Source organism: Nocardioides alkalitolerans DSM 16699 (genome assembly GCF_000426525.1).
Taxonomy (GTDB): Bacteria; Actinomycetota; Actinomycetes; order Propionibacteriales; family Nocardioidaceae; genus Nocardioides; species Nocardioides alkalitolerans.
In genome coordinates, this window is sequence record NZ_AUFN01000012.1 from 371,271 (window position 1) to 391,940 (window position 20,670).

Annotated in this window: 26 protein-coding genes; 9 read left to right on the forward strand and 17 right to left on the reverse strand. The window is 72.8% G+C overall.

Annotated features, from left to right (window positions below; genetic code table 11):
* Positions 1-26: 26 nt before the first annotated feature.
* The 6 genes from K329_RS0111600 to K329_RS0111625 form a co-directional block, all read right to left on the reverse strand.
* On the reverse strand, positions 27-680 hold the full coding sequence (locus K329_RS0111600; protein WP_084541225.1) for a Pr6Pr family membrane protein: 654 nt from the start codon (positions 678-680) through the stop codon (positions 27-29).
* Positions 680-1,981: a DUF6357 family protein gene (locus K329_RS0111605; RefSeq protein WP_084541226.1), complete on the reverse strand. Its 1,302-nt coding sequence runs from the start codon at positions 1,979-1,981 to the stop codon at positions 680-682. Before K329_RS0111605 ends, K329_RS0111600 begins: the two co-directional genes overlap by 1 nt.
* Positions 1,978-2,634: an ankyrin repeat domain-containing protein gene (locus K329_RS0111610; protein WP_028473176.1), complete on the reverse strand. Its 657-nt coding sequence runs from the start codon at positions 2,632-2,634 to the stop codon at positions 1,978-1,980. Before K329_RS0111610 ends, K329_RS0111605 begins: the two co-directional genes overlap by 4 nt.
* Positions 2,635-2,685: 51 nt before the next feature.
* Positions 2,686-3,633, reverse strand: a complete 948-nt coding sequence (locus K329_RS26310) for a TerC family protein (RefSeq protein ID WP_043643057.1) — start codon at positions 3,631-3,633, stop codon at positions 2,686-2,688.
* 227 nt (positions 3,634-3,860) lie between these two features.
* Entirely contained in the window at positions 3,861-4,124 is a 264-nt protein-coding gene (locus tag K329_RS0111620; protein ID WP_028473177.1) for a hypothetical protein, read from the reverse strand.
* Positions 4,125-4,213: 89 nt separating this feature from the next.
* The gene (locus K329_RS0111625; protein ID WP_028473178.1) at positions 4,214-4,789 is read right to left on the reverse strand and encodes a DUF6928 family protein; all 576 of its coding nucleotides are present in this window, start codon (positions 4,787-4,789) and stop codon (positions 4,214-4,216) included.
* 235 nt (positions 4,790-5,024) lie between these two features.
* Here K329_RS0111625 and K329_RS0111630 point away from each other — a divergent pair, with 235 nt between their 5' ends.
* The gene (locus K329_RS0111630; RefSeq protein ID WP_028473179.1) at positions 5,025-5,681 is read left to right on the forward strand and encodes a hypothetical protein; all 657 of its coding nucleotides are present in this window, start codon (positions 5,025-5,027) and stop codon (positions 5,679-5,681) included.
* 24 nt (positions 5,682-5,705) lie between these two features.
* Here the strand turns inward: K329_RS0111630 and K329_RS29550 are convergent, their stop codons facing one another.
* Both K329_RS29550 and K329_RS0111640 read right to left on the reverse strand, forming a co-directional pair.
* The gene (locus K329_RS29550; protein ID WP_028473180.1) at positions 5,706-6,506 is read right to left on the reverse strand and encodes a helix-turn-helix transcriptional regulator; all 801 of its coding nucleotides are present in this window, start codon (positions 6,504-6,506) and stop codon (positions 5,706-5,708) included.
* An 82-nt stretch (positions 6,507-6,588) separates the two neighbouring features.
* Positions 6,589-8,229: an ABC-F family ATP-binding cassette domain-containing protein gene (locus K329_RS0111640; protein WP_028473181.1), complete on the reverse strand. Its 1,641-nt coding sequence runs from the start codon at positions 8,227-8,229 to the stop codon at positions 6,589-6,591.
* 125 nt (positions 8,230-8,354) lie between these two features.
* Between K329_RS0111640 and K329_RS0111645 the strand changes: the two genes are divergently transcribed.
* A complete protein-coding gene (locus tag K329_RS0111645; RefSeq protein ID WP_028473182.1) occupies positions 8,355-9,548 on the forward strand; it encodes an NAD(P)/FAD-dependent oxidoreductase in 1,194 nt (397 codons plus the stop codon).
* A 16-nt stretch (positions 9,549-9,564) separates the two neighbouring features.
* Here K329_RS0111645 and K329_RS0111650 read toward each other — a convergent pair whose 3' ends face one another.
* Positions 9,565-10,428 (reverse strand): serine hydrolase domain-containing protein, encoded by an 864-nt coding sequence (locus tag K329_RS0111650; protein ID WP_028473183.1) that lies wholly within the window; start codon positions 10,426-10,428, stop codon positions 9,565-9,567.
* Between the two features lie 77 nt (positions 10,429-10,505).
* Between K329_RS0111650 and K329_RS26320 the strand changes: the two genes are divergently transcribed.
* Both K329_RS26320 and K329_RS26325 read left to right on the forward strand, forming a co-directional pair.
* Entirely contained in the window at positions 10,506-11,069 is a 564-nt protein-coding gene (locus K329_RS26320) for an RNA polymerase sigma factor (RefSeq protein ID WP_043643059.1), read from the forward strand.
* Positions 11,066-11,668 (forward strand): hypothetical protein, encoded by a 603-nt coding sequence (locus tag K329_RS26325; protein ID WP_043643061.1) that lies wholly within the window; start codon positions 11,066-11,068, stop codon positions 11,666-11,668. The genes K329_RS26320 and K329_RS26325 overlap by 4 nt, the downstream gene beginning before the upstream one ends.
* Positions 11,669-11,814: 146 nt before the next feature.
* Here K329_RS26325 and K329_RS0111665 read toward each other — a convergent pair whose 3' ends face one another.
* Positions 11,815-13,251, reverse strand: coding sequence for an HNH endonuclease signature motif containing protein (locus tag K329_RS0111665; RefSeq protein WP_028473184.1), 1,437 nt, complete (start codon positions 13,249-13,251; stop codon positions 11,815-11,817).
* 459 nt (positions 13,252-13,710) lie between these two features.
* Between K329_RS0111665 and K329_RS0111670 the strand changes: the two genes are divergently transcribed.
* Together K329_RS0111670 and K329_RS26330 are read left to right on the forward strand one after the other, a co-directional pair.
* Positions 13,711-14,391 (forward strand): hypothetical protein, encoded by a 681-nt coding sequence (locus K329_RS0111670; RefSeq protein ID WP_028473185.1) that lies wholly within the window; start codon positions 13,711-13,713, stop codon positions 14,389-14,391.
* Between the two features lie 24 nt (positions 14,392-14,415).
* Positions 14,416-15,243: an endonuclease/exonuclease/phosphatase family protein gene (locus K329_RS26330; RefSeq protein ID WP_157571687.1), complete on the forward strand. Its 828-nt coding sequence runs from the start codon at positions 14,416-14,418 to the stop codon at positions 15,241-15,243.
* A 34-nt stretch (positions 15,244-15,277) separates the two neighbouring features.
* Here the strand turns inward: K329_RS26330 and K329_RS31265 are convergent, their stop codons facing one another.
* Positions 15,278-15,658 (reverse strand): M15 family metallopeptidase domain-containing protein, encoded by a 381-nt coding sequence (locus K329_RS31265; RefSeq protein ID WP_084541227.1) that lies wholly within the window; start codon positions 15,656-15,658, stop codon positions 15,278-15,280.
* A gap of 61 nt (positions 15,659-15,719) precedes the next feature.
* Here K329_RS31265 and K329_RS0111685 point away from each other — a divergent pair, with 61 nt between their 5' ends.
* Positions 15,720-16,094: a sensor histidine kinase gene (locus K329_RS0111685; RefSeq protein WP_028473186.1), complete on the forward strand. Its 375-nt coding sequence runs from the start codon at positions 15,720-15,722 to the stop codon at positions 16,092-16,094.
* Between the two features lie 10 nt (positions 16,095-16,104).
* Here K329_RS0111685 and K329_RS0111690 read toward each other — a convergent pair whose 3' ends face one another.
* Together K329_RS0111690 and K329_RS0111695 are read right to left on the reverse strand one after the other, a co-directional pair.
* Entirely contained in the window at positions 16,105-16,527 is a 423-nt protein-coding gene (locus tag K329_RS0111690) for a hypothetical protein (RefSeq protein ID WP_028473187.1), read from the reverse strand.
* 50 nt (positions 16,528-16,577) lie between these two features.
* Entirely contained in the window at positions 16,578-16,898 is a 321-nt protein-coding gene (locus K329_RS0111695) for a hypothetical protein (protein WP_028473188.1), read from the reverse strand.
* Positions 16,899-17,167: 269 nt separating this feature from the next.
* On the opposite strand from K329_RS0111695, the gene K329_RS0111700 reads away from it, so the two are divergent.
* The gene (locus tag K329_RS0111700) at positions 17,168-17,644 is read left to right on the forward strand and encodes a hypothetical protein (RefSeq protein ID WP_157571690.1); all 477 of its coding nucleotides are present in this window, start codon (positions 17,168-17,170) and stop codon (positions 17,642-17,644) included.
* A gap of 114 nt (positions 17,645-17,758) precedes the next feature.
* On the opposite strand, the gene K329_RS0111710 is transcribed toward K329_RS0111700, so the two are convergent.
* From K329_RS0111710 to K329_RS26345, 3 genes are read right to left on the reverse strand one after another with little or no spacing between them, the layout of a single operon-like run.
* On the reverse strand, positions 17,759-18,238 hold the full coding sequence (locus K329_RS0111710) for a hypothetical protein (protein ID WP_028473190.1): 480 nt from the start codon (positions 18,236-18,238) through the stop codon (positions 17,759-17,761).
* Positions 18,239-18,294: 56 nt separating this feature from the next.
* Positions 18,295-18,966: a hypothetical protein gene (locus K329_RS29555; protein ID WP_052336775.1), complete on the reverse strand. Its 672-nt coding sequence runs from the start codon at positions 18,964-18,966 to the stop codon at positions 18,295-18,297.
* Positions 18,963-19,568: an RNA polymerase sigma factor gene (locus K329_RS26345; RefSeq protein WP_052336776.1), complete on the reverse strand. Its 606-nt coding sequence runs from the start codon at positions 19,566-19,568 to the stop codon at positions 18,963-18,965. Before K329_RS26345 ends, K329_RS29555 begins: the two co-directional genes overlap by 4 nt.
* A gap of 83 nt (positions 19,569-19,651) precedes the next feature.
* On the opposite strand from K329_RS26345, the gene K329_RS26350 reads away from it, so the two are divergent.
* On the forward strand, positions 19,652-20,269 hold the full coding sequence (locus tag K329_RS26350) for a DUF6891 domain-containing protein (protein WP_052336777.1): 618 nt from the start codon (positions 19,652-19,654) through the stop codon (positions 20,267-20,269).
* A gap of 20 nt (positions 20,270-20,289) precedes the next feature.
* Here K329_RS26350 and K329_RS30880 read toward each other — a convergent pair whose 3' ends face one another.
* Positions 20,290-20,652: a hypothetical protein gene (locus tag K329_RS30880; RefSeq protein ID WP_028473191.1), complete on the reverse strand. Its 363-nt coding sequence runs from the start codon at positions 20,650-20,652 to the stop codon at positions 20,290-20,292.
* Positions 20,653-20,670 lie beyond the last annotated feature (18 nt).

A 20,670-nucleotide genomic window follows, 5' to 3' on the forward strand; every position in this document is an offset into this window, starting at 1 on the left:
GGGGATCGCCGGACCCGGCGGACCCGTCAGGCGCTCGTCGTCGCGTCCCTCGGAAGCAGGACCCCTCGTGCTCGCGAGCCGGCCCAGACCGCCGCACCGGCGACGACGAAGGTCACCAGCAGCGCCGCGCAGTACCCGAGCAGCGAGACCACACCGCGCTCCGGCAGGAGGAATCCGTAGGGCACCCACCCGTCGGTCACCCCGCGGACGAGGACGACGGCCAGCCACACGAGCGGATAGGGCAGGACGATCCAGAGCCTGCTCCACCGCAACGGGGGACGGTCGCCGACGAGCAGCCAGTCGAGCAGCACGTACAGCGGGAAGAGGATGTGCAGGACGGCGCTCACCCACGCGGACGCCGTCCCGGTCCCGGGGATGAGGCCGTTGTAGACCACGGCGACGACGAGCAGACATGCGGTCATGACGCCGCGCGCGGTCGCCCACCGGCGCGGCATCGGTCGGTCCAGCAGCATGAAGCCGCCCGTCGCGACCATGAGCAGGCCCATGAGCAGGTTGGTCTGGTTGGTGAAGAACCCGAAGTAGTCGAAGGGATTGCCGTCGCCCACCGCGATGCGGGCGATGTAGCCCTGCACGAGGAGCCCGACGACGAACGCGGCGACGACGATGCGGACGGTCCCGATCCCGAGCGTCGCCCTTCTCGAGGTGAGGTGGGGTCGCATCACGGCTGCCGGTCCTGGGGCGAGGTCGTACGACGGGCAGCCTCCCGGCGGAGGCGCTCGAGCTCGTCGGGGTCCGTCGTCCAGGGGCCGTGGGCCGCGAGCGCAGCGCAGCCACCGCGGGTAAAGGCAGAAACCAGCACCCGATATCCGTCCATCCCGTCGACCAGGCGGTATTCCACCCGGTACTCCGGATCTGCCCCGTCGTCGCCCGTGGCCACGGTCGTGATGCGGGCGATGGAGTCGGCGTAGAGGTGCAGCTGGATCCCCTCGCCCAGCGCCTCGTCCTCGATGGTGAAGACCTCGTTGTCCGAGCCGGCGTGGTCGGCGACGAACTCCCAGAACTCCGCGCCGGCGCTGCGGGCGTCACCCCGGCGCCACGTCGTCTCGGCGCCTCGGTCGTCGGTGAAGACGAGCGCCGCCGTCGCCGTACCCCCGACACCGTCGGACTCGGGCTCGGCGTCGTCCACGACGGGCAGGTCCTGGGCGCGGTCCGCGGCTTCCGAGCAGACCAGGAAGCCGACGGAGCGCACCACGTCGTCCACGAGAGCGGGGTGCTCACGACGTACGGCGTCGCCGACCGCGGCGCCCATCCGGGTCCAGTCGCGCTTGTCGGTGGCACGCTTGCCGCGCCGCGGGTCACGGCGGATGCGCATCCCGGAGGACGCCTGCTCGGCGGTGGCGACGACCCGCAGCACCACGGGCAGCAGCTCGGGTTCGACTGCCTCCGGGTGGCGGCCCGGTCGTGTCGCCCCGTGCAGGTACTGGCCCGTGTACCGCAGCACCGCCTCGTCGATCGGGGCGAGGTGCACACCGCGGCGTGCGCGTCCACGGTTCGCCTCGTACGCCTGGGCCCGCCCCCAGTCGGCCTGCTCCGTGGCGGAGCCGAGCGAGTCGAGGACCTGGCCGCGCTCCAGCAGCCGGGTGTCGGCACCGTGCGCCACGAGAGTGGCGGTGTGCATGCCGACCTCACGCACCAGCGCGTCGACCTCCGCGGGTGGACCGAGCAGGATCGGGTCCAGCAGCGCGACCGCCGCGTCCTCGTCGAGCGGCCCGGCGGTGCCGGCGGCGTCGCACAGCGGCAGGACCGCACACCACAGCAGCAGGTGCCGCGCCAGGTCGTCCCGGATCACCTGCAGGTGCCGCTCGGCGATCGGGAACGAGAACGTCCGCGGCTGGTGCAGCGCGTCCGCCCCGGCTCCGAGCTCGACCCGCAGCTCCCCGTCCTCCCGCACCACCGAAGGGATCCAACCGGCCCGGACGACGACGGTCTCGCGCCCGGATCGGTTCGTCGGTCGGGTCATGCGTCGAGGAACCGAGCCACGGGCTCGGCGCCGTAGAACTCGAGGAGCGACGCACCGAGGTCCCGCTCGCTGCGATGCGGGTCCGCACCCCGCGCCTTCAGGGCGCGGAAGACGCGGGTGAGGTCCTCGACGAGCTCCGGGTTCAGCGGCTTCGGGTCGACCCAGTCGGGGTCGTTGTGCCGGTAGCGCGGAAGGACGTCCCGCGCGTCCAGCGCAGCGCGCCCGAGCGAGGAGTTGCCGTAGGAGTCGAGGGCGTGGACGTCGGCCCCGGCCTCGAGGAGCACCAGGAGCGCGGCGTGCGCTGCGTCGGCCCGGTCGGCGGTGTTGCGCAGCTGCCACGGTTCCTCCTCGCGCCACGTCGGCCGCAGCCACCGGGAGCGCGACACCGCCGCCTTGATCGCGTGGTGGAGCACCGGCATCGCCCAGGGCTCCCGGTCGGGGTGCTCGATGTAGTTCGGGTCCGCTCCGTGCGTCAGCAGGAGCGCGGCGATCTCGAACTCCCCGTGGCGGTACGCGACCTGCAGCGGCGACTGCGCGGCGTACTTCTTCGGGGCCGCCCCCGCGACCGCGCCGACGACGCGCGCATCCTTCGCCACCCGCTCCCGGACCGCGTCGACGTCGCCGGCGATGATCTCCTCGAACACGACCTTCATGCTGCCCCCGTTCTCTGCGTACGACGCTCCCGCCGTCCGCCGGAACCTAGCCTAGAGAGCCTCGCGGGCGTCGTCGGTGATCGCTTCCGGCGTACGGCGCGTAGCCCGCAGGCTGGCGACCACCGCGATCGTCAGGCTGGTGACGATGACACCCATGGAGAGCCAGATCGGCATCTTGTAGACGTCGAGCAGCAGCATCTTGACGCCGACGAACACGAGGATCGCGGCCAGTCCGGCCTTGAGGTAGATGAACCGGTGCATCAGGTCGGCGAGCAGGAAGTACATGGCGCGCAGGCCCAGGATGGCGAAGGCGTTGCTGGTGAAGACGATGAACGGCTCCTGGGTGACGGCGAAGATCGCGGGGATGGAGTCGACGGCGAAGATGATGTCGGTCGTCTCGACCATGACGAGCACGAAGAACAGCGGCGTCGCGACCCACGTGCCGGCCTTCTTCACCCAGAACTTCTGGCCGTGGTACTCCTCCGTCGACGGCACGCGCCTCTTGAACCACCGCAGCACGGGGTTCGCCGCGGGGTCGAGCTCCTCGTCGCGCTGGCGGAACATCTTCCAGCCGGTGTAGACGAGGAACGCACCGAAGACGTAGAGGATCCAGGCGAAGTTCTCGATCATCACGGCGCCACCGGCGATGAAGATCGCGCGGAACACGAGCGCACCGAGCACGCCGTAGAACAGCACCCGGTGCTGGTACTCCCGGGGCACGGCGAAGTAGGTGAAGATCAGCGCGAAGACGAAGACGTTGTCGACGGCGAGCGACTTCTCGATGAGGTAGCCGGCGTAGTACTCACCGCCGGCCTGGGCGCCGTACGCCCACCAGATCACCCCGCCGAAGGCGAGCCCCAGGCTCACCCAGACGGCCGACCAGACGGCTGCTTCCTTGACCGAGACGACGTGGGCGGTGCGGTGCGCGAACAGGTCGACGGCCAGCATCGCGAAGATGACGCCGAGCACCGCGGCCCAGGCCCAGACGGGTACGTCCATGTGACTACCTCCAGCGAGCCCACCTGAGGTGGGCGTTCGTTGGAGGTCTCCCCCGCCGCCGGACCGAGCCGTGCGGCCGACGCACCGGATCGGACTGGGCCGACCGTAATGACGATGCGCCGAGGTTGGGGTACTCCCCTCGTGCGGAAGATCTTGCCGGGGTCGAGACCCGTTTTCAAGAGGACGCCGTGACGAACCGGATCAGGGGTGCCGTCCGATTCCCGGGGTCAGATCCACCTCGCACCGATCTCGTCGTGCAGCTGCTGCGTCTTCTGCAGCTTCAGCACGCCGTTCTCCAACCTGGTCTCGAGGCCGCACGCGTCAGCGACGACCACGATGGCGTCTCGTTCCTCGGCGTGGTCGTCCGCGGTGCCGCCGTCCCACAGCTCCAGCCAGCGGTCGGTCGGGTCGTCACTGCCGGCGTCGGCCCAGACACGGCAGATCAGGTCGAGCTCGTCCTGGGTCATGGGGCGGGTGGGGATGGCGTACACGTGGGCTCCTCTGGGTCGTCACGGGTTGTCGGGGGTTGTCGGGTCGAGCGTGTCGCATCCGTCCCGGCGGTGGAAGGTCGCCCGGGCCGCTAGCTCCGCGCTCGCGTGAAAACGTGCAGGGCGACGTCCTCCCAGGCGACGGCCCGCTCGACGTACGGCGCGACGTCGCCCTCGAGCCGCAGCACCGAGGCGAGCGCGCCGTTGCAGAGGTCGAGCCACCGGTCGGGGGTGACGGCTCCTCCCTCGAAGGCGTCCGGGGAGCCGTCGTCACGCCAGGTGCCGGCCACGGCGTTGACCGAGAGGCACCGCTGCGGGGTTCCGGAGGCCCAGCGGCCGTACGCGAACATGTCGTTCGACGACAGCGCGGTGAGCAGCCGGACGTCCGGCCACTCCGTGAGCTTGAGGTATCTCGCGTGCAGGATGTCGGGGTCGTAGAGGTGGGCGTCGCGGGTCGCGATGAGCACGCCGTCCTCGAACGCCCCCACCGCGAGCGTGCCGCGGGGCGGCAGAGCGGTCTCGAGGAGCGGCCGGGACCCGACCCGCTCGTACGGCGTGCGCGGGAACAGGCGTCGTACCACCGCCTCGGCCTCGGCCTCCCCCGCCGGTCGTGCGAGATCGACGGTGCCGTCGCCGGAGCAGGCGAGGAACGAGAAGCTGAGTCCCATGCGGGCATCGTAGGGCGGTCCTCCGCCACCTCGGCGGTCCGCCACGGCGGCTCGCAAACGTTGGGCGTCCGTCTAACGACCGGCGCGACCCGCCCCCACCCCGTCCCGTCAGGAGCAGGATCGTCCCAGGTCACCGGCGGTTCGGTGGCAGCGAGACAACGACGACGACGTACCCGATCGGGAGGGAACGACCATGTCACGAGGAACTCTTCTGCGGCGCCTGGCAGGCGCCGGAGTGGCCGTCGCAGCGGCGACGGCGTTCATGCCCGTCGCCCCGGCGCAGGCCGACAACGTGCTGACCTTCAGCCAGGACGAGCTGGAGCGGCTGTGCGCGGGCGAGACGGTGAACAACTTCGCGATCGCCGGTGACTGCACCTTCAAGCCGCAGTCGCAGGGCGCGGAGTACAACATCTGGCGGGCGTACGGCGGGGAGGTCAGCAACTGCGCCCCCGACGCCCGCGGCGACCTCACGCAGCGACGCGACATGTCCGAGTCCGTGACCGAGACCTGGTCGGTCGGCGGCCGGATCAGCATCAACATCAAGGACAAGGTGTCGATCGAGGCCGGGTCGGAGTACTCCCGGTCCCGCACCGAGACCGTGACCGTCGCCGACACGATCGTGGCGAACCCGGGCTACAAGAACCACGCGACGAAGGGCGTGCGCCACGTCGACCAGTACGGCGAGATCGAGGTGCCCGTCCGGACCTACGAGCACCAGGGCGGCGACGGCTACCTCCCGACCGTCGAGTACCACTACATCACCGACGTCACCCGCCGGGTGCCCGTCGAGGGTGCGGAGGACGCCACGGGACAGGACCACGTGTCGTGCGGCTCCGACTTCCGGGTGGGCGAGGGCTGGGAGGTCTACCTCCCGCCGGGCGCCACACCGTGACGTACGGCGCCCGACCGGCACCGTCTAGCGCGGGGCCCTGGGGTCAGCACCCGGGGTGGGTGGCTCCTCGTGCACCTCGAGCACACCGCGGGAGAACCCGTTCGCGACGAGCGCTGCCCGGTTCCGGGCGTTCCACCGCTTCATGAGGCGCGACAGCCGCCAGGTCACCGCCTGGCGGCTGTAGTGCGTCTCCTCGGCGATCTCGGCGTTGGAGCTGCCGCCCGCCGCGAGCAGCAGCATCTGCGCGTCGGGGCCGGCGATGTCGACGGCGACGATCGTGCTGCCCGCCTCGCCCGCCCCCGGGTCGCCCACCGAGGCCGCCCCTGCGGTGCCGACGTCCTCGGGGTGCCGCACCTCGTCCCAGCCCTCCGCCCAGGACGAGCCCAGCTCGCCGGCCACGGCCGACGCGCGCGCCATCGCGACGAACGCCTTCGTGGGGTCGGCCCGGATCGTCAGGTGCAGGACCTCGCCGAACACCCGCAGGGCCGGGAGCGCACCGCGGAACACCGTGCCCGGCGACACCGGCTCGGAGCACGCCGCCGCGTGACGACGTACCGCAGCCAGGGTGGTCTCCGGCATCGGCTCGCCCCGCTCGACGGCGTCCAGCGCGTCGACCAGCACCAGGGGGACGATCTCGGCGTACCGCTTCTGCAGCCAGTCGGTGTCGCTCACCTCGCCGTACGCCTGCAGGGTCAACCGCGACGCGAGGGACTCCGCGTAGTCGGTCAGGCCGAGACCGAGCGGCTCGCCGGGCCGGAGGAGCGCCCGAGCGGTGGCGTTGCCCAGGCCCGCGGAGCCTGGCGGGTTGCGACGCTGCTGCGACAACGAGGTGCCTCTCCACGAGATCCGTCGGCCCGATCCGACTGGCCAAGTCCTACCAGTCGGCTGGGCACGACGCGTGCCGACCCTAGGACCGGCGCTGGACCTGACCGTCGACGACGTGCCAGCGCTGGTCGAGCGCGACGTTCTCGAGCAGCCGGCGGTCGTGCGAGACGAGCAGCAGGGCGCCGTCGTACGACGCCAGTGCCTGCTCGAGCTGCTCGATCGCCGGCAGGTCGAGGTGGTTGGTCGGCTCGTCGAGCACGAGCAGGTTGACGCCGCGCGCCTGCAGCAGCGCCATGGCCGCGCGGGTGCGCTCCCCCGGCGAGAGCCGGCCGACGAGCGAGCCCACCTGGTCGGCCTTGAGACCGAACTTGGCGAGCAGGGTGCGCACGTCCGCGGGGGTCCAGTCGGGCAGCGCGAGCTCGAGCGCCGTCCCGAGGGGCTGGTCGTCGGCGAGCCCCGTGCGGGCCTGGTCGATCTCGCCCACCGCCACGGAGACGCCCTGGGAGGCACGCCCCGCGTCGGGGGCCAGCCGGCCGAGCAGCAGCTGCAGGAGGGTCGACTTGCCCGCACCGTTGGGCCCGGTGATGCCGATGCGGTCCCCGGCCTCGACCTGCAACGACACCGGGCCGAGGGTGAACCCGCCGAGCGCGACGACCGCCTCGTCGAGGGTGGCGACGATCGTGGAGGAGCGCGGCGCGGCAGCGATGTCGAACTTCAGCTCCCACTCCTTGCGGGGCTCCTCCACCTCGGTCATCCGCGCGATGCGGGACTCCATCTGCCGGACCTTCTGGCCCTGCTTCTCGGACGACTCCGTCTGCGCCCGGCGCCGGATCTTGTCGTTGTCGGGGCTCTTCTTCATCGCGTTGCGCACGCCCTGGGAGCTCCACTCGCGCATCGTGCGGGCGCGGGCGACGAGGTCGCCGCGCTTGTCGGCGTACTCCTCGTAGGCCTCCCGCGCGTGGCGCCGTGCGACGGCGCGGGCCTCGAGGTAGGCCTCGTAGCCGCCGTCGTAGACGGCCACCTGGTGCTGGGCCAGGTCGAGCTCGACGATCCGGGTGACGCAGCGGGCGAGGAACTCGCGGTCGTGCGAGACGAGGACGACGCCGCTGCGCAGCCCGCGCACGAAGGTCTCGAGACGCTCCAGCCCGTCGAGGTCCAGGTCGTTGGTCGGCTCGTCGAGCAGCACCAGGTCGAAGCGGCTGAGCAGCAGCGCAGCCAGAGCGGCCCGTGCGGCCTGGCCGCCGGAGAGGGACGTCATCAGCGCGTCGGCCCCGACGTCGAGGCCGAGCTCGGCGAGGACGGCCGGCAGGCGGTCCTCGAGGTCCGCGGCGCCGCTGGCCATCCAGCGGTCGAACGCGGCGGCATAGGCGTCGTCGGCCCCCGGCACGTCGGACCCGAGGTCGGCGGCGGTGGCCTCCATCGCCTCCGTCGCGGCCGTGGCGCCGGTACGGCGCCCGACGTACGCGGCGACGGTCTCCCCCGGCACCCGGTCGTGCTCCTGGGGCAGCCAGCCGACGAAGCCGTCGGAGGGAGCGAGGTGGACCTGGCCGTCCATGGGCTCGTCGACGCCGGCCAGGAGCCGCAGGAGCGTCGACTTGCCGGCCCCGTTGGCACCGACGACGCCGACGACGTCGCCGGGCGCGACGGTGAGGTCGAGGGAGTCGAAGAGCACGCGATGGCCGTGGCCGCCGGCCAGCTCCTTCGCGACGAGGGTCGCAGTCACGCCCCGAAGCGTAGGGCCAGCCGGCGCGCGGCCGACGGCGGAGGCGGTGGTTGGACACGCACGGGACACTTGCGCCGACGGACCCCGTCCGAGGCCCGACCGGTCGACCGCACCTGGAGGGAACCATGGACCACCACGCCGTGACCATCGTCGGGGGCGGCAACGCCGGCATCTCCCTCGCGGCCCGGCTGCTGCGCGAGGGTGTCGACGACGTCGCGCTCGTCGAGCCGCGCACCACCCACCACTACCGGCCGCTGCTGAACTACGTCGGCGCCGGACTGGCCCCGATGTCAGCGGTCGAGCGCCCCACCCGCAGCCTCGTGCCCGACGGCTGCACGCTCGTGCCGGACCACGTCGTCTCGGTCGATCCGGGCGCCTCCGACGGACCCACCGTCACGACCGCCGGCGGGCGGACCCTGAGCACCTCCACCCTGGTGCTCTGCCCCGGTCTCGACGAGGACTGGGACGCCACCCCGGGGCTCGCCCGGGCGTACGACGAGGGGTGGGCCGCCTCGACCTTCGTCGGCGAGTCCGCGTCCCGGGTCTGGCCCGCGCTGCGCGACCTCACCGCCGGCCGGGTGCTCTTCACCGTGCCGCCCGAGCCCGCCCCCTGCGGTCCCACCGCGCTCAAGCCGCTGCTGATGGCGTGCGACCACTGGCGCCGCCGGGGCGTCCTCGACCGGCTCGACGTGGTCCTCGTGCTGCCGTACGCCACGGCCCTGGCCGTCCCCGTCCCGGACCGCCGGGTCGAGGAGGCGCTCACGTCGTACGGCGTGCGCGTGCTCCGCGAGGCCAGCGTGACGGAGCTGGGCGACCGTGCCGTCACCGTCACGACGCCGACCGGCACCGAGGTGGTCGACGACCTCGCGTTCGCCCACGTCGTGCCGCACTACCGGGCACCCCGCTGGATCGAGGACGCCGGTCTGGCGGGCACGACGGCAGCCGGGCTGGCCGACGTCGACCTCCACACGATGCGCCACCGTCGCCACCCGGCCGTCTGGGCACTCGGCGACTGCGCCGATCTCCGCACGCGGCCCTCCGGAGGGGCGCTGCGCGACCAGGTCTCGGTGCTCGCGGCCCACCTCACGGCGGCGCCGGGCACTCCCGAGGCCCGGCTGCCCCGGTACGACGGCTACACCGTCATGCCGATCACGCTCGACCGTCGCCGGCTGATGCTCGTGGAGATCGACCGCGACGGTCGACCGTCGCCGTCGGTGCCCTTCGTCGACCTCACGCGACCCCGTCGGACGACCTGGTTGGCCGACCGCTACGGACTCCCCCAGACCTACTTCCGGCGCATCCTGCGCGGCAAGGTCTGACCGGCAGCAGGCGGCCTCACGACCGCAGGGCCTCGACCACGCGGCGAGCCATCTGGTCGGCCCCGAGGTGGTCGTCGGCCGTGATCGTCACGACCGCGTCGTCGAGGAAGATCAGCATCTGGCCGTACGCACCGTGCAGGCGCCACGCGTCGCCCGGACCGCCCCACCCGGCGAGGGCGTAGCGCGTGTAGCCGGGTCCGGCCTCGCGCTCGTGCCAGTCGGAGTGCAGGGCGTCGGTCCACCGCGACGACACGAGGCGCCGGCCCTCCCACACGCCTCCGTCGCCGATCAGCCGGCCGATGCGCGCGAGCTCCTCGGCGCGCAGGTGCAGGCCCTCGCCCGCCACGATCCAGCCGTTCGGGCAGTGCTCCCAGTACGGCGCCCCGAGCCCGAGCGGCTCGAACAGCCGCGGACCGAGCCACCCGGCGACGTCGCCCACCACGGCGCCGAGCGCGCGCATCGCGGTGTAGGTGCTGGCGTTCGAGTACTGGAAGGCCCGGCCGCTGGTCGGACGGCCGAGGAACTCGCGCGCGAGGTCAGGCCAGTCCGTCATCAGGGTGGGTGACCACGGCAGGTCGATGCCGCTCGTCATGCCGAGCAGGTGCCTCATGCTGACCGCCTCGACGCCGTTCCCGAGAGGGACGTCGGGCAGGTACGTCGACACGGGTGCGTCGACGTCGACGAGGCCCTCGTCAGCGGCGATGCCGGCCGCGAGCACGCACACGCCCTTGGCGGCGGAGTGGATGTCGCGCGGGACGTCCTCGCTCCAGTGGCGGACCGCCGTCCGCCCGTCGACGCGGACGTGGGCGGCGTGGGCGCCGAACCCGTCCTCCTCCGCTGCGCGGACGATGCGGTCGAGGACGGTCTGCGCGCGGCTCACGGCGTCAGTCTGCTGCAACGCGCTCAGCGCGGGCAGCGGAGGTGTAACGCTGAGAGGACGTGGGACCACATACGGGCATGACAGACGACGAGGGCATCGCTGCGATCGGTCGGGATCCCGACGCACTGGAGGCCTTCTACCGCGCCCACGTCGACGCCGTGCAGCAGTACGTCGCCCGCCGGGTCACCACCCCGCAGGACGCGGCCGACCTCACGGCGGACGTGTTCGTCGCTGCCATCGACGCGAGCCGTCGCTACCGCGGCGAGGCCGCGCACCCGCGAGCGTGGATCTACGGCATCGCCCGGAGGGTCGTGGCCGGGCACCGTCGCTCCCGGGCCCAGGCGGCCCGCGTGGTGTCCCGGCTGCAGGGCCATGCACTCCTCGACGACGATGCGATCCTCCGCCTGACCCAGCGCATCGACAGCGAGCGGGAGGCGCGAGCCCTCCTGCGTCGGATCGCCGGGCTGCCCGCCTCGCAGCGCGACGTCGTCGAGCTGGTCGCCGTCGACGGTCTCAGCCTGGTCGAGGCCGCCGCTGCGCTCGGCATCAGGCCGGGTGCCGCCCGCGTGCGCTACCACCGGGCGCGCACGTCCCTCGGTCTCACCGAACCCATCTCGACCTGCCGTGAGGTCACGCCATGAACGATCACCTGGACACCTTCGAGTCGCGCCTCCTGACGAAGCTGCGCGAGGACGTCGAGAAGACGAGCCCTGTGACCGGCAGGACGGGTGAGCGACTCGGCCCGCGCCGTACCAGGGGCCGTCTCGCCTGGACCGCTCTCGCCGTCGCCTCGGTGGCGACCGCCGTCGTCGTCGTCGTGGTCCCCGGCATCGGAGCAGAGCCGGCGTACTCCGTGCAGGAGGGCAACTCCGGCGAGATCGAGGTCGAGGTCAACCGCATCGAGGACGCCGAGGGCCTCGAAGCCGCCCTGGCCGACGTCGGGGTCACGGCGGAGATCACGTACGTACCGGGCGGTGGGCAGTGCGAGCGCGACGGACTCGACGGCGTCGCCCGGGCGGACCGCGGGATCAGCCTGGAGCTGGGGAGCGACCGCTTCGTCATCTCCCTCGCGCCCGGCACCGTCCGCGACGACGAGACGCTCGTCGTCGACGTCTCGGTCGAGCACCTCCCGGACGAGCCCGCCGACGAGGACGGCCTCAGCACCTCCAGCGGCACTCGCAGCTGGGTCGACGCTCGGATCGTCCAGGGCGCGGTCGCGCCGTGCCGCGTCGTCGACTGACGCCGCCCTCGGTCTGGCTCCGCACCCGACGCATCAGCGGTCCGGGTGGCACCGGGTGGTCTACGCAGTCCGGGCATGACGGCACACCCCAGCGACGGTGGCGTCGCTGAGGTGCGCGATCGGGTGGTATGACGTGGTGGGCGCGGTCAGGCGGGCAGCGGGATCGTGCCGTGCGGATCGACCAGGTACTGCTGATCGTGGGGGCTGGTCCAGACGAACGATCCGTCGGGCAGGCGCCGGTAGCGCCACCTTCGTTCTCGGCCGATGCCGCTCAGCGAGGGGTGGGTCTTCACGCGGTGATGTCGGCGACACAGCGGGGCGAGGTTGGTCGTGGAGGTCTGGCCCGGTGGTCCGCCGTTGCCTGGGTGGTTCGGGTCGGGCGTGACGTATTCGTCGACGTGGTCGAGGTCGCAGCCCCGCGCCGGCCTCGTGCAGTGGGGGAAGACGCAGGTGGGCCTCGTGAGGCGGACGCGTTCGGCGATCCGGTCGGGCACCTCGTAGGCGTCGACCGTGACCTGGTCCCGGAGGTCGATGACCGGTTTCACGACGACCTGGGTGGAGGTGGCGCGGCACCACTCGCGGACCTGCTCGGCGTGCACGAAGCTGCGGGTCTTCTCGACCCGGGCCAGGTCGACGCCGCCGCAGGCGTTCGGGTCCAGGTCGGTCAGCGCTGCTTCGGCGAGGTGGACGTGGATCACGACCTGACGGGCCTTCGACCGCGTCGCAGCCGACGCGGCCGACGCGGCCACATCGTTGTCGGTCTGATCGGCGCAGCCGCTGAGGTCGAGCGTCGTCTGGCGCCGCGCGATCTCTCCCACTGCGGACGCACGCCGTACATCGAGGGAGTCCAGCGACCCCGCCGCTGCGAGGTCAGCGGCCACGCGCGACACGGCGTTCTCCAGGTCGAGGGCGTCGGCGAGGTCGAGGGTCCCGGACACTGCCACGACCCCTCGGGCGGGGTCGACCTGCCCTTGGAGGTCGATGTCGAAGCGCCGGGTGGCGTCGGAGTCGGCGCGGTCGAGCTCCGCCTTCTCGGGGTCGAACCGGGCGACCGCCTCGGCCACGAGCTTTTGCGCGGTGACCATCCCGGTCTTGTGCGCCACGGGTGCGAGGTGGCGGTCGACGAAGTCCGCGCTCTCGAACGTGAGCTGGGTGGTCTCTTGCGCGATCTTCCGAGCCCTCCACACCGGCAGAGCCCCGTCGATCACCCGGTTCCAGAGCCGCGGAAGGCGGTGGCGCAGCTCGACCGCCTCACCGACCAGCCGGCGACCGGAGTCGGTCGACAGGCCGAGTGCGGCCGCGATCTCCACGACGCAGAACTCCGACACCAACGGAGCGCCCGGGCCACCCAGCTCACCGAACACATCGGCTCCCGGCAGCAGATGGGCATCGTGGCGGAGCAGCCCGAACGGGCCGTACTGGTCGGCCACCACGCCGTCCTCGGTGTGCGCGTCGGCCCAGTCCGCGACCGCGACGAGGACCTCGACCTCAGCTGTCCGCTGGCGGGCCAGCGCTGCCCGCGCACCGTCGAGCAGCACCGCCGGGAAGGCGATGCGCTCGGAGGTGGCGCTTGGCTGGCTCATGTCTTAACTCTATTCGATCAGGCGTTCGATCGCCAGGCACTGGAGGCGATCTGGGGATAACTGTTTGACCAGGTCAAGCGGCTTTCAGTCGCCGAGAGGGGGCGTGGTTTCGAGACGGGCCTAGCGGCCCTCCTCAACCACCGCAGGCGAGAGCATCCCGGCCCTCCTCAACCACCGCGGGCGAGAGCACCCCGCCCTCCTCAACCACCGCAGGCGCGAGCATCCCGCCCCTCCTCAACCACCGCAGGCGCGAGCATCCCGCCCCTCCTCAACCACCGCAGGCGCGAGCATCCCGGCCCTCCTCAACCACCGTGGGCGTGGTTTCGAGACGGGCCAAGCGGCCCTCCTCAACCACCGCAGACGCGAGCCCCCCACGTCCACCAACCACCGCCGACCCGAGCCCAGCGCCCCTCATCCAGCATCAGCCCATCGGCGGCCACTGGCCGCTATCGTCCCGACATGCCCACCGCCGACGACTTCCAGGCGCTCGCCCGCAGCTCGCCGTGGCTGTGGCGATCGGCGCACCTGCGCTACCGCGGTGGTCTGGGCGAGGCCGAGGCCTGGGTCGAGCGTCCCGGGCGGACGAGGGTGCGTCCGGCCACCGGCGAGGAGCAGGTCCTCGAGGAGGATCGACCCTCGGTTGCGTACGTGTCCTTCAGCGGCACCGCCTCCGAGCTCACGGTGAAACGGCCGAACGAGGTCGAGCCCGTTCGCCGTACGGACGGGCTCGTCAGCGCCCGTCCCCAGGATCTGTCGATCGCGTACGGCGACCCGGTCTGGCGCAACTACAGCTGGGTCGCGCTCCTCGACCCCGTGGAGCTCTCGTCGGGCGTGGCGGTCGACCGTGTCGGCTCGGAGGTCCGGTCCGGCCGGGAGACGTGGACCGCCCGTCTCGCACCGCTCGCCGACTACCAGGCGACCTGCGGCTGCTGCGCCCTGCTGTGGTCACGCGTGGCGGCCGACGAGGCTGGCTTCCACAAGCCCGGCAACACCTACCCGTCGTCGTACGACGTGGCCCTCGACCGCGCGACCGGCATCGTCGTCTCGGCGCGACCCAGCACCCCGGGGTTCGAGGACCGCAGCAGCCTCGCGTTCGAGGTCGACGTCATGAGCCACGACGCCTGGCCCCCGGTCGGCTAGCCACCCGGTCCTACCGTGGTCGACATGCCACCGTCGATCGCCGTCGCGACGGCCAACGCGGCCAGCGGGCGCGACCACCGAGGGGTGCTCGACCCCGCGGGATGGAGCCGGTGGGCCGACGCGGCCGCGGCGCTGGAGGTCGACGTGCTGGCCGTCCAGGAGGTCGACCACCGGCTCCCCCGCAGCGGCTCCATCGACCAGACCACGGTCCTCGCCGACCGCCTCCGGAGCGACGGTCCGTCGTGGCACACGCGGTTCGCGGCGGCCGTGCACGGCACTCCCGGATCGCCGACGACGTTCCGACCGGCCGACCCCGATCCGCTCGACCGACCCGGAGCGCCGTCGTACGGCATCGCCCTGCTCTCACGCCATCCCGTGCGCGGATGGCGCGAGCTGCGCATGGAGCCGTCGCGGCTGCGGCTGCCCGTTCCCCTTCCGCCCGGCGCGGGGAGCCGCCTGCTGTGGGTGCCGGACGAGCCCCGGGTGGCGCTCGCCGCCGTGATCACGACCCCGGCGGGGAACGTCTGCGTGGTGACGACCCACCTGTCGTTCAGCCCGCTGCGCGCCCGCGCCCAGCTGCGCGAGGTGGTCCGGTGGTGCCGCGACCTGCCCCGGCCCCTGGTGCTGCTCGGCGACCTCAACCTGCCGCACCGCATCGCGGCGGGCTCGACCGGGATGGCGTCGGCACTGCGTACGACGACCCACCCTGCCTCCCGCCCGCGGGTGCAGCTCGACCACGTGCTGCTCGACGATCCTGACCACGCCCTCGCGGTCACCGCCGCCGGGACCCGGCGCATCGCCGAGAGCGACCACCTCGCCGTACGCGTGGTGCTCCGCGGCGACCCGGTCTGACGCTGCGGCGGCGTACGTCTCCCCTGCCCCGCCCCTAGGACGATGCCGGCGGACATGTGCCGTCGGACGTCCCCCGCAGCTCGTAGTGCCATATCTCGTGGGCGAAGGTCTGGCAGAGGCCGTGAGCGGCCCCGTACCGCGACATCCAGTACGCCGCGTCGGTCGGCCCGATGTCGACGGCGTCCCCGGTGACGTGGGCGGAGTCCCTCGGGGGTGGCCACCCAGCGCTCGACCTCCTCCCGGCTGCCGTACCTCTCCACAGCCCGGTCGAGGAGGCGTTGCTGGTAGGCGCGACTGCGCCACCCGCTGGTGACCCGATCTCCACCCCGTCGGCGGCCGTATCGACCTCGGCGGCGCGGAGGGCGTCGTACGGGTCGGGTTCCAGACCGGTGAGTGCCGGGATGTCGGCGTCCACCGGCACGGAGCCGTCGAACTCGCCCTCGGCCCCGGGGTCGCTCCCCGACACGGTCTGCGCAGTGCGGGCAAGTCCCTCGCGGACCCTCGACGAGCGCCTCGTCAGCAACCTGGTGCGCAACGCCGCCGAGCACCAGCCGGGGCCGGGCGGCACCATCTGGGTGACCACGATCGCCGACGACGGCGCCGCGTCGCTCACCATCGAGAACACGGGGGACGTCGTCGACCCGGCCGTGCTGGACTCCCTCACCGAGCCCTTCGTCCGGGGCCGCGGCCGCACGAGGTCGGCGCACGCCCCGTCGAGCAGCGGACTGGGACTGGCCATCGTCGCCTCGATCGCCCGGGCACACGGGGCCGTGCTGACCCTGGACGCCCGGGAGGACGGTGGCCTTGTCGTGCAGGTCCGGTTCCCCGTCGCGCACCAGCAGAGAGGCTGACCGGTTCCCGTCAGCCGCCGGTGAGGAGGGCGATCCCGATGCCCCACGCGAGCAACGAGACGAGGCCCGCGACGATCGGGGCCCAGAACGCCGGCCGTTGCCGCAGGCGCAGGACGATCGATCCGGCCACCGCGGCGGCCAGCAGCACCCAGGGAGCCACGAGCGTCAGGGTCGCAGCGAGGGCTGGACCGGACGAGTCGCCGCCGTCACCGGGCCACCCCAGGCCGAGGGCGGCGGCGATGGCCGTTCCGATCGTGTCCGCGATCGCGACGAGCACCAGCCCCACCGTCGTACCGGCCAGGTCACCCGACCCGGCACCGTTGTCCATGACCTCGTTGCGCTGGGCGGGGTAGGCCTCCACGCCGTACGCCGCGCCGGGACCGACGGGTCGTGGCGGCGTGGCCGCGGAGTCGGACTCGGGAGGCCAGGACATAGAGCGAACGATCCCCTTCGGTATGCCAGGTGAAACGGTGGTCCGACCCGTCACTGCCGCCGGACGGCCTCGGAGACGACCGGCTCGGGGGCCTGATCGCCGATCAGGTGGAGCACGACGCCGGCGGCCGTCGCCCACAGCAGGAGGAACAGGCTGACGACGACCCCGGCGACCAGCGGAGCCAGGACGCCACCCGCGCCACCGAACAGCGACCAGACGAAGCCCGCCAGGGCCAGCCACGAGACGCCCCACGCGACGGGGCGCGGGAGCGCCGAGGCGATCAGGATGCTGCTGAGCAGCACACCGACGAGGCCGCCCAGGGCGACGACCCGGTGGAGCGACAGCGCGGCCGCGCCGATCAGCACGATCACCGCTCCGCTACCGAGGGAGACGCCGAGCTTCCGCGACCCGGCCGGCGGAGTCCAGACGGAGGTGTCGTGCGGTGGTGCCAGCAGATCCGACTCGCTCGTTCGCACGTGGTCTCCTGCGTCTGATCGACCTCCGAGCGCCGATGCTCGAACGGTACGGCGATCCTAGGCGCACTTTTGAACACGTTCAGCATTTTCTCTGGACCAGTTCGTCCGAGAGTTGAGCCCGGGGGCTCAGACCGGCACGCCGTACCCGGGTCCAGGCTGACCCGGTGGCGTCCCTCTCCCGTCTTCCGCCGACCGCCGCCGTGGCCCTGACGGTCCTGGTGGTGCACGTCGCCGCGTTCCTGCTCGGCGGAGCGCTGGAGGTCGGCCGTGCCGCTCAGATCTACGGGATCGAACCCCGGACCGGCGGCACCCCCAGTCTGTTCGCCTGGCTGCTCTACGCAGGCGTCGTGCTGGCGGTCGGCGCCGTCGCGGTCCCGCTGCAGGTGCTCCTGGCGAGGACGCGGGCGCGAGGAGCGCTCCTGGTGGTGACAGGCGTGGTCGCGATGGCGCAGGGATGGTTGACCGTGAAGCCGACGACCTCCAGCCTGCTGGGCTCCGGTAGTCCGGTGTCGGTCGACGGCCTGGTCCTCTTCAGCCTGCCGGCCGGAGCTGCGGTGCTCACCTGCTATGCCGTGGTGCTCACGACGGTCGCCGTCGCCCTCGTCGCCGGCGACCGTACGTCGACAGAGCCGGCCGGATAAGGGGGTCCGTCAGCGCCGTCCCGGCACCTCCAGCGCGGCGTAGCCGCCCTCGATCGAGACAGCCGGCATCTCGTCGGGCGCGACGACCATGCCGGCACTCGGCGGGCACCCTGCCTAGGACCAGTGGGTGAGGTCGGACTCCAGGCGCTCGATCGCGTCGTCGTACCGCCCGCGGTTGAACTGGAACGGCCCGACGCCCTCCACCGGGCTGCCGTCGCCGAGCGTCACCCGCTCCCAGTGCACCGCCCAGGGCCAGAGCACGAGGTCGACGAACAGCCCGCTGCACCCGGGCCCACCGCCGCAGCTGCACCCCGCGACGGCGACGCCGTCGTGCTGCTCCCCCGTGTGGGCGCCGACCTCGATCGGGCCGTCGTCGGCGGGCGCCGTGTCCGCGCCGACCTCCTCGATCACCACCGTCGGCCGGTCGAGGAAGTGGCGGGCGTCGACGTACCCGGCCTCGATGGGCACGAACGACGTGGAGAGCGAGCGGTGGGCGGCCACCACCCGGTCGACGATGCTGGTGCCGTTGACCACCGGGTCGATGACGGCCATGCCGCCGCGCGAACGGCCGACGACGAACTCGATGGTGTCCATCGTCCGAGGGTACGGCCGGTTCTGGCACACGCGGTCGCGGGAGCCGCGACCGGTCCTCAGCCCGACACGCCGGCGCCGCAGACGAACGCTCCGTACGAGTACGAGGCGAAGAGGGAGTCGCCTCCCGGGCCCGTCACGGTGGAGAGCCGGAGCCCGTTGTCCTGACCCAGCGTGGGCCCGGCGAGCGTGACGACGTACCCGGACCCGTCGCGCTCCAGCGTGATCGGGGCGGCCCCGTCGCTGCCACCGCACGACGCTGCGGGATCCGCGGCGGCCGCGCCGTCGCCACCGGCCCACGTGAGGTCCATCCGCGTGGGGTCCGTCGGAGCGATGTCGGGGCCGGCCGAGGTGGTGCCGACGTCGACCCAGCCGCCCGGGTCGATGCCCACAGCTGACCCGTCCCCGGCGTACACGACCTCGGCCGACACGCCGTGCTCGGCGAGCGCCGCCTCCAGCCCGTCGCTGTCGGTGAGCTCGCTGATGCTGACCACGATCGAGCCGTCGTCCGTGGTCGCCACCGCGAAGGCCGGGCTGCCGCCCGTCAGCAGGGCGGCGGAGACCCCCGCCACGAGGGCACCGGCGGCCGCTACGACCAGTGCCGGTCGTGCACGTCGCGCCGGGGGCTCCCGGTGGGCCGCGGCGTCGCCGGCGCGAGCGGAGACGACCGACCGCATCTCCGCGAGCAGGTCCTGCTCGAAGCTGTCGAGGGAGTGTGTAGCGCTGGTCACGGGGTGACCTCCTGGAGGTGAGGGGCGGCGGGGGGCGGGGTGACCGGTGGTGCCGCAGGCCCGGCGAGCATCCGGTCGACGCGGGCGCGGGTGCGGTGGAGCCGCACCCGCGCGGTCCCCGGTCTCACCCCGAGCACGGCCGCGGCGTCGACGATGGTCAGGCCGTCGAGGGCGACGAGCTCGAAGAGCCGCCGGTCGCGGTCCGGGAGGGCGTCGAGGACGTGGAGGACCTCGCGGACCGCGCGCTCGGCGTCGATGCGTTCCTCGAGCCGAGCGATGGCGTCAGCCTCGAGAGGCCGCCGCCCTCCGGCGCGCTGGACCGCCCGGTGCTCGCGCGCCCGCCTCCGCACCCGGTCGGCGAGCACGTTGCGGGCTATCCCGTAGAGCCAGCCGAGGGGGCTCCCCCGGTCGGGACGGTAGGAGTGCGCGGCGTCGATCGCAGCGAGGAAGATGTCGGCGGTGAGGTCGGCCGCCAGGTGGGGGTCGTCGACCCGGCGCGCCACGAACCGTCCGACGGCAGCGACGTGCTCGCGGTAGAAGACCTCGAACGCGTCCGGGTCGCGACCGATCAGGGCCACGTCAGCCGGTCTCTGCGATGTCATGCCCCTCCTTGGTGCGTCGGAGGCCCAGCGTTACAGGTCGCCGCCCCGTTTCGTCCCGCGCCGCGAGGGACACGGTGCCGAGCATGACGTCTCGGCACGCCGCGTTCTCGACGCCCTACCCGCCCTCCGACAGCACGTTCGCGGGCAGCCTGATGCTCCAGGTCGCCCGCGGCCTCGACGACCTCGAGGACCTCCGCGACCAGCTGCACGACCTCGTCGCCACGGGCGAGTTCCCGCGCTTGTACCCCGACGAGCCGGAGCTCGCGTACGACGAGGCGGTCGCCCTGCTCGACCGGGTCGTCGCCGCGCACGACGCGGTCGTGACGGACCCGTCGCCCGCGGCGCTGGCCCTCGTGGAGGCCCTCGCGACCCTGCCGACGCGCGGAGTGGCCGTCTCCTTCGGGGCAGCCTTCGACGCGGGTGAGGGCGCGCAGCTCGGCTACGAGGAGGCGCTCCGGCTCGACGGGGCGATCGGCTACGTCTACAGCCACACGCAGGACCTCGACCGGCTCGTCCTCACCGACCAGCTCGCGATCGGCTTCAGCGGCATGTCGGGCCGGCTCGAGGAGGAGGCGGTCGCGGTCGCCGGTACCGTGGTCGAGGTGCTGACGGCAGCCGGCCTCACCGTGGACTGGGACGGCAACCCGCGGGCGCGCCTCGTCGTGCCGCTGCGGTGGGAGTGGCCGTTCGCCACGGGGTGACCGGGCGGTGCCGCGAGCGGTCAGGAGGTCTGAGCACCCGGCGAGGGCGGCCCGGACGACGTCGCCCCGGCGTCGTGGCGACGACGGGCGCGCCACTGGCGGACCGGGAGCGCCAGGAGGAGCGCGAACATCGCCGCGAACGCGCCGTACCGGATCGTCGCCCTCGAGTCTCCGTCGACCACGGCGGGGACCAGGACCGACAGCTGCAGCAGCAGACCCACCGTGAAGACGACGAGCTGGAGACGGATCCACCCCCGGCTGTGGAGGTACGGCACGCCACGCTGCTTCGCCTCGACCTCCGCCACGAGGCGTGGGTGGAAGGCGTACCACCCGGCGCCGAAGAACGCGCCGGCGCCGACGGTGAGGGCGACCGTCTGCCACACGGACGATCTCGAGTCCAG

Coding starts and splice junctions, on each gene's coding strand:
- K329_RS0111670 (WP_028473185.1), top strand. CDS start 13,711: ATGCCCACCGCCGACGACTTCCAGGCGCTCGCCCGCAGCTCGCCGTGG.
- K329_RS26325 (WP_043643061.1), top strand. CDS start 11,066: ATGAACGATCACCTGGACACCTTCGAGTCGCGCCTCCTGACGAAGCTG.
- K329_RS26320 (WP_043643059.1), top strand. CDS start 10,506: ATGACAGACGACGAGGGCATCGCTGCGATCGGTCGGGATCCCGACGCA.
- K329_RS26330 (WP_157571687.1), top strand. CDS start 14,416: ATGCCACCGTCGATCGCCGTCGCGACGGCCAACGCGGCCAGCGGGCGC.
- K329_RS26350 (WP_052336777.1), top strand. CDS start 19,652: ATGACGTCTCGGCACGCCGCGTTCTCGACGCCCTACCCGCCCTCCGAC.
- K329_RS0111600 (WP_084541225.1), bottom strand. CDS start 680: ATGCGACCCCACCTCACCTCGAGAAGGGCGACGCTCGGGATCGGGACC.
- K329_RS0111605 (WP_084541226.1), bottom strand. CDS start 1,981: ATGACCCGACCGACGAACCGATCCGGGCGCGAGACCGTCGTCGTCCGG.
- K329_RS26345 (WP_052336776.1), bottom strand. CDS start 19,568: ATGACATCGCAGAGACCGGCTGACGTGGCCCTGATCGGTCGCGACCCG.
- K329_RS26310 (WP_043643057.1), bottom strand. CDS start 3,633: ATGGACGTACCCGTCTGGGCCTGGGCCGCGGTGCTCGGCGTCATCTTC.
- K329_RS0111710 (WP_028473190.1), bottom strand. CDS start 18,238: ATGGACACCATCGAGTTCGTCGTCGGCCGTTCGCGCGGCGGCATGGCC.
- K329_RS0111625 (WP_028473178.1), bottom strand. CDS start 4,789: ATGGGACTCAGCTTCTCGTTCCTCGCCTGCTCCGGCGACGGCACCGTC.
- K329_RS0111610 (WP_028473176.1), bottom strand. CDS start 2,634: ATGAAGGTCGTGTTCGAGGAGATCATCGCCGGCGACGTCGACGCGGTC.
- K329_RS0111665 (WP_028473184.1), bottom strand. CDS start 13,251: ATGAGCCAGCCAAGCGCCACCTCCGAGCGCATCGCCTTCCCGGCGGTG.
- K329_RS0111645 (WP_028473182.1), top strand. CDS start 8,355: ATGGACCACCACGCCGTGACCATCGTCGGGGGCGGCAACGCCGGCATC.
- K329_RS0111690 (WP_028473187.1), bottom strand. CDS start 16,527: ATGTCCTGGCCTCCCGAGTCCGACTCCGCGGCCACGCCGCCACGACCC.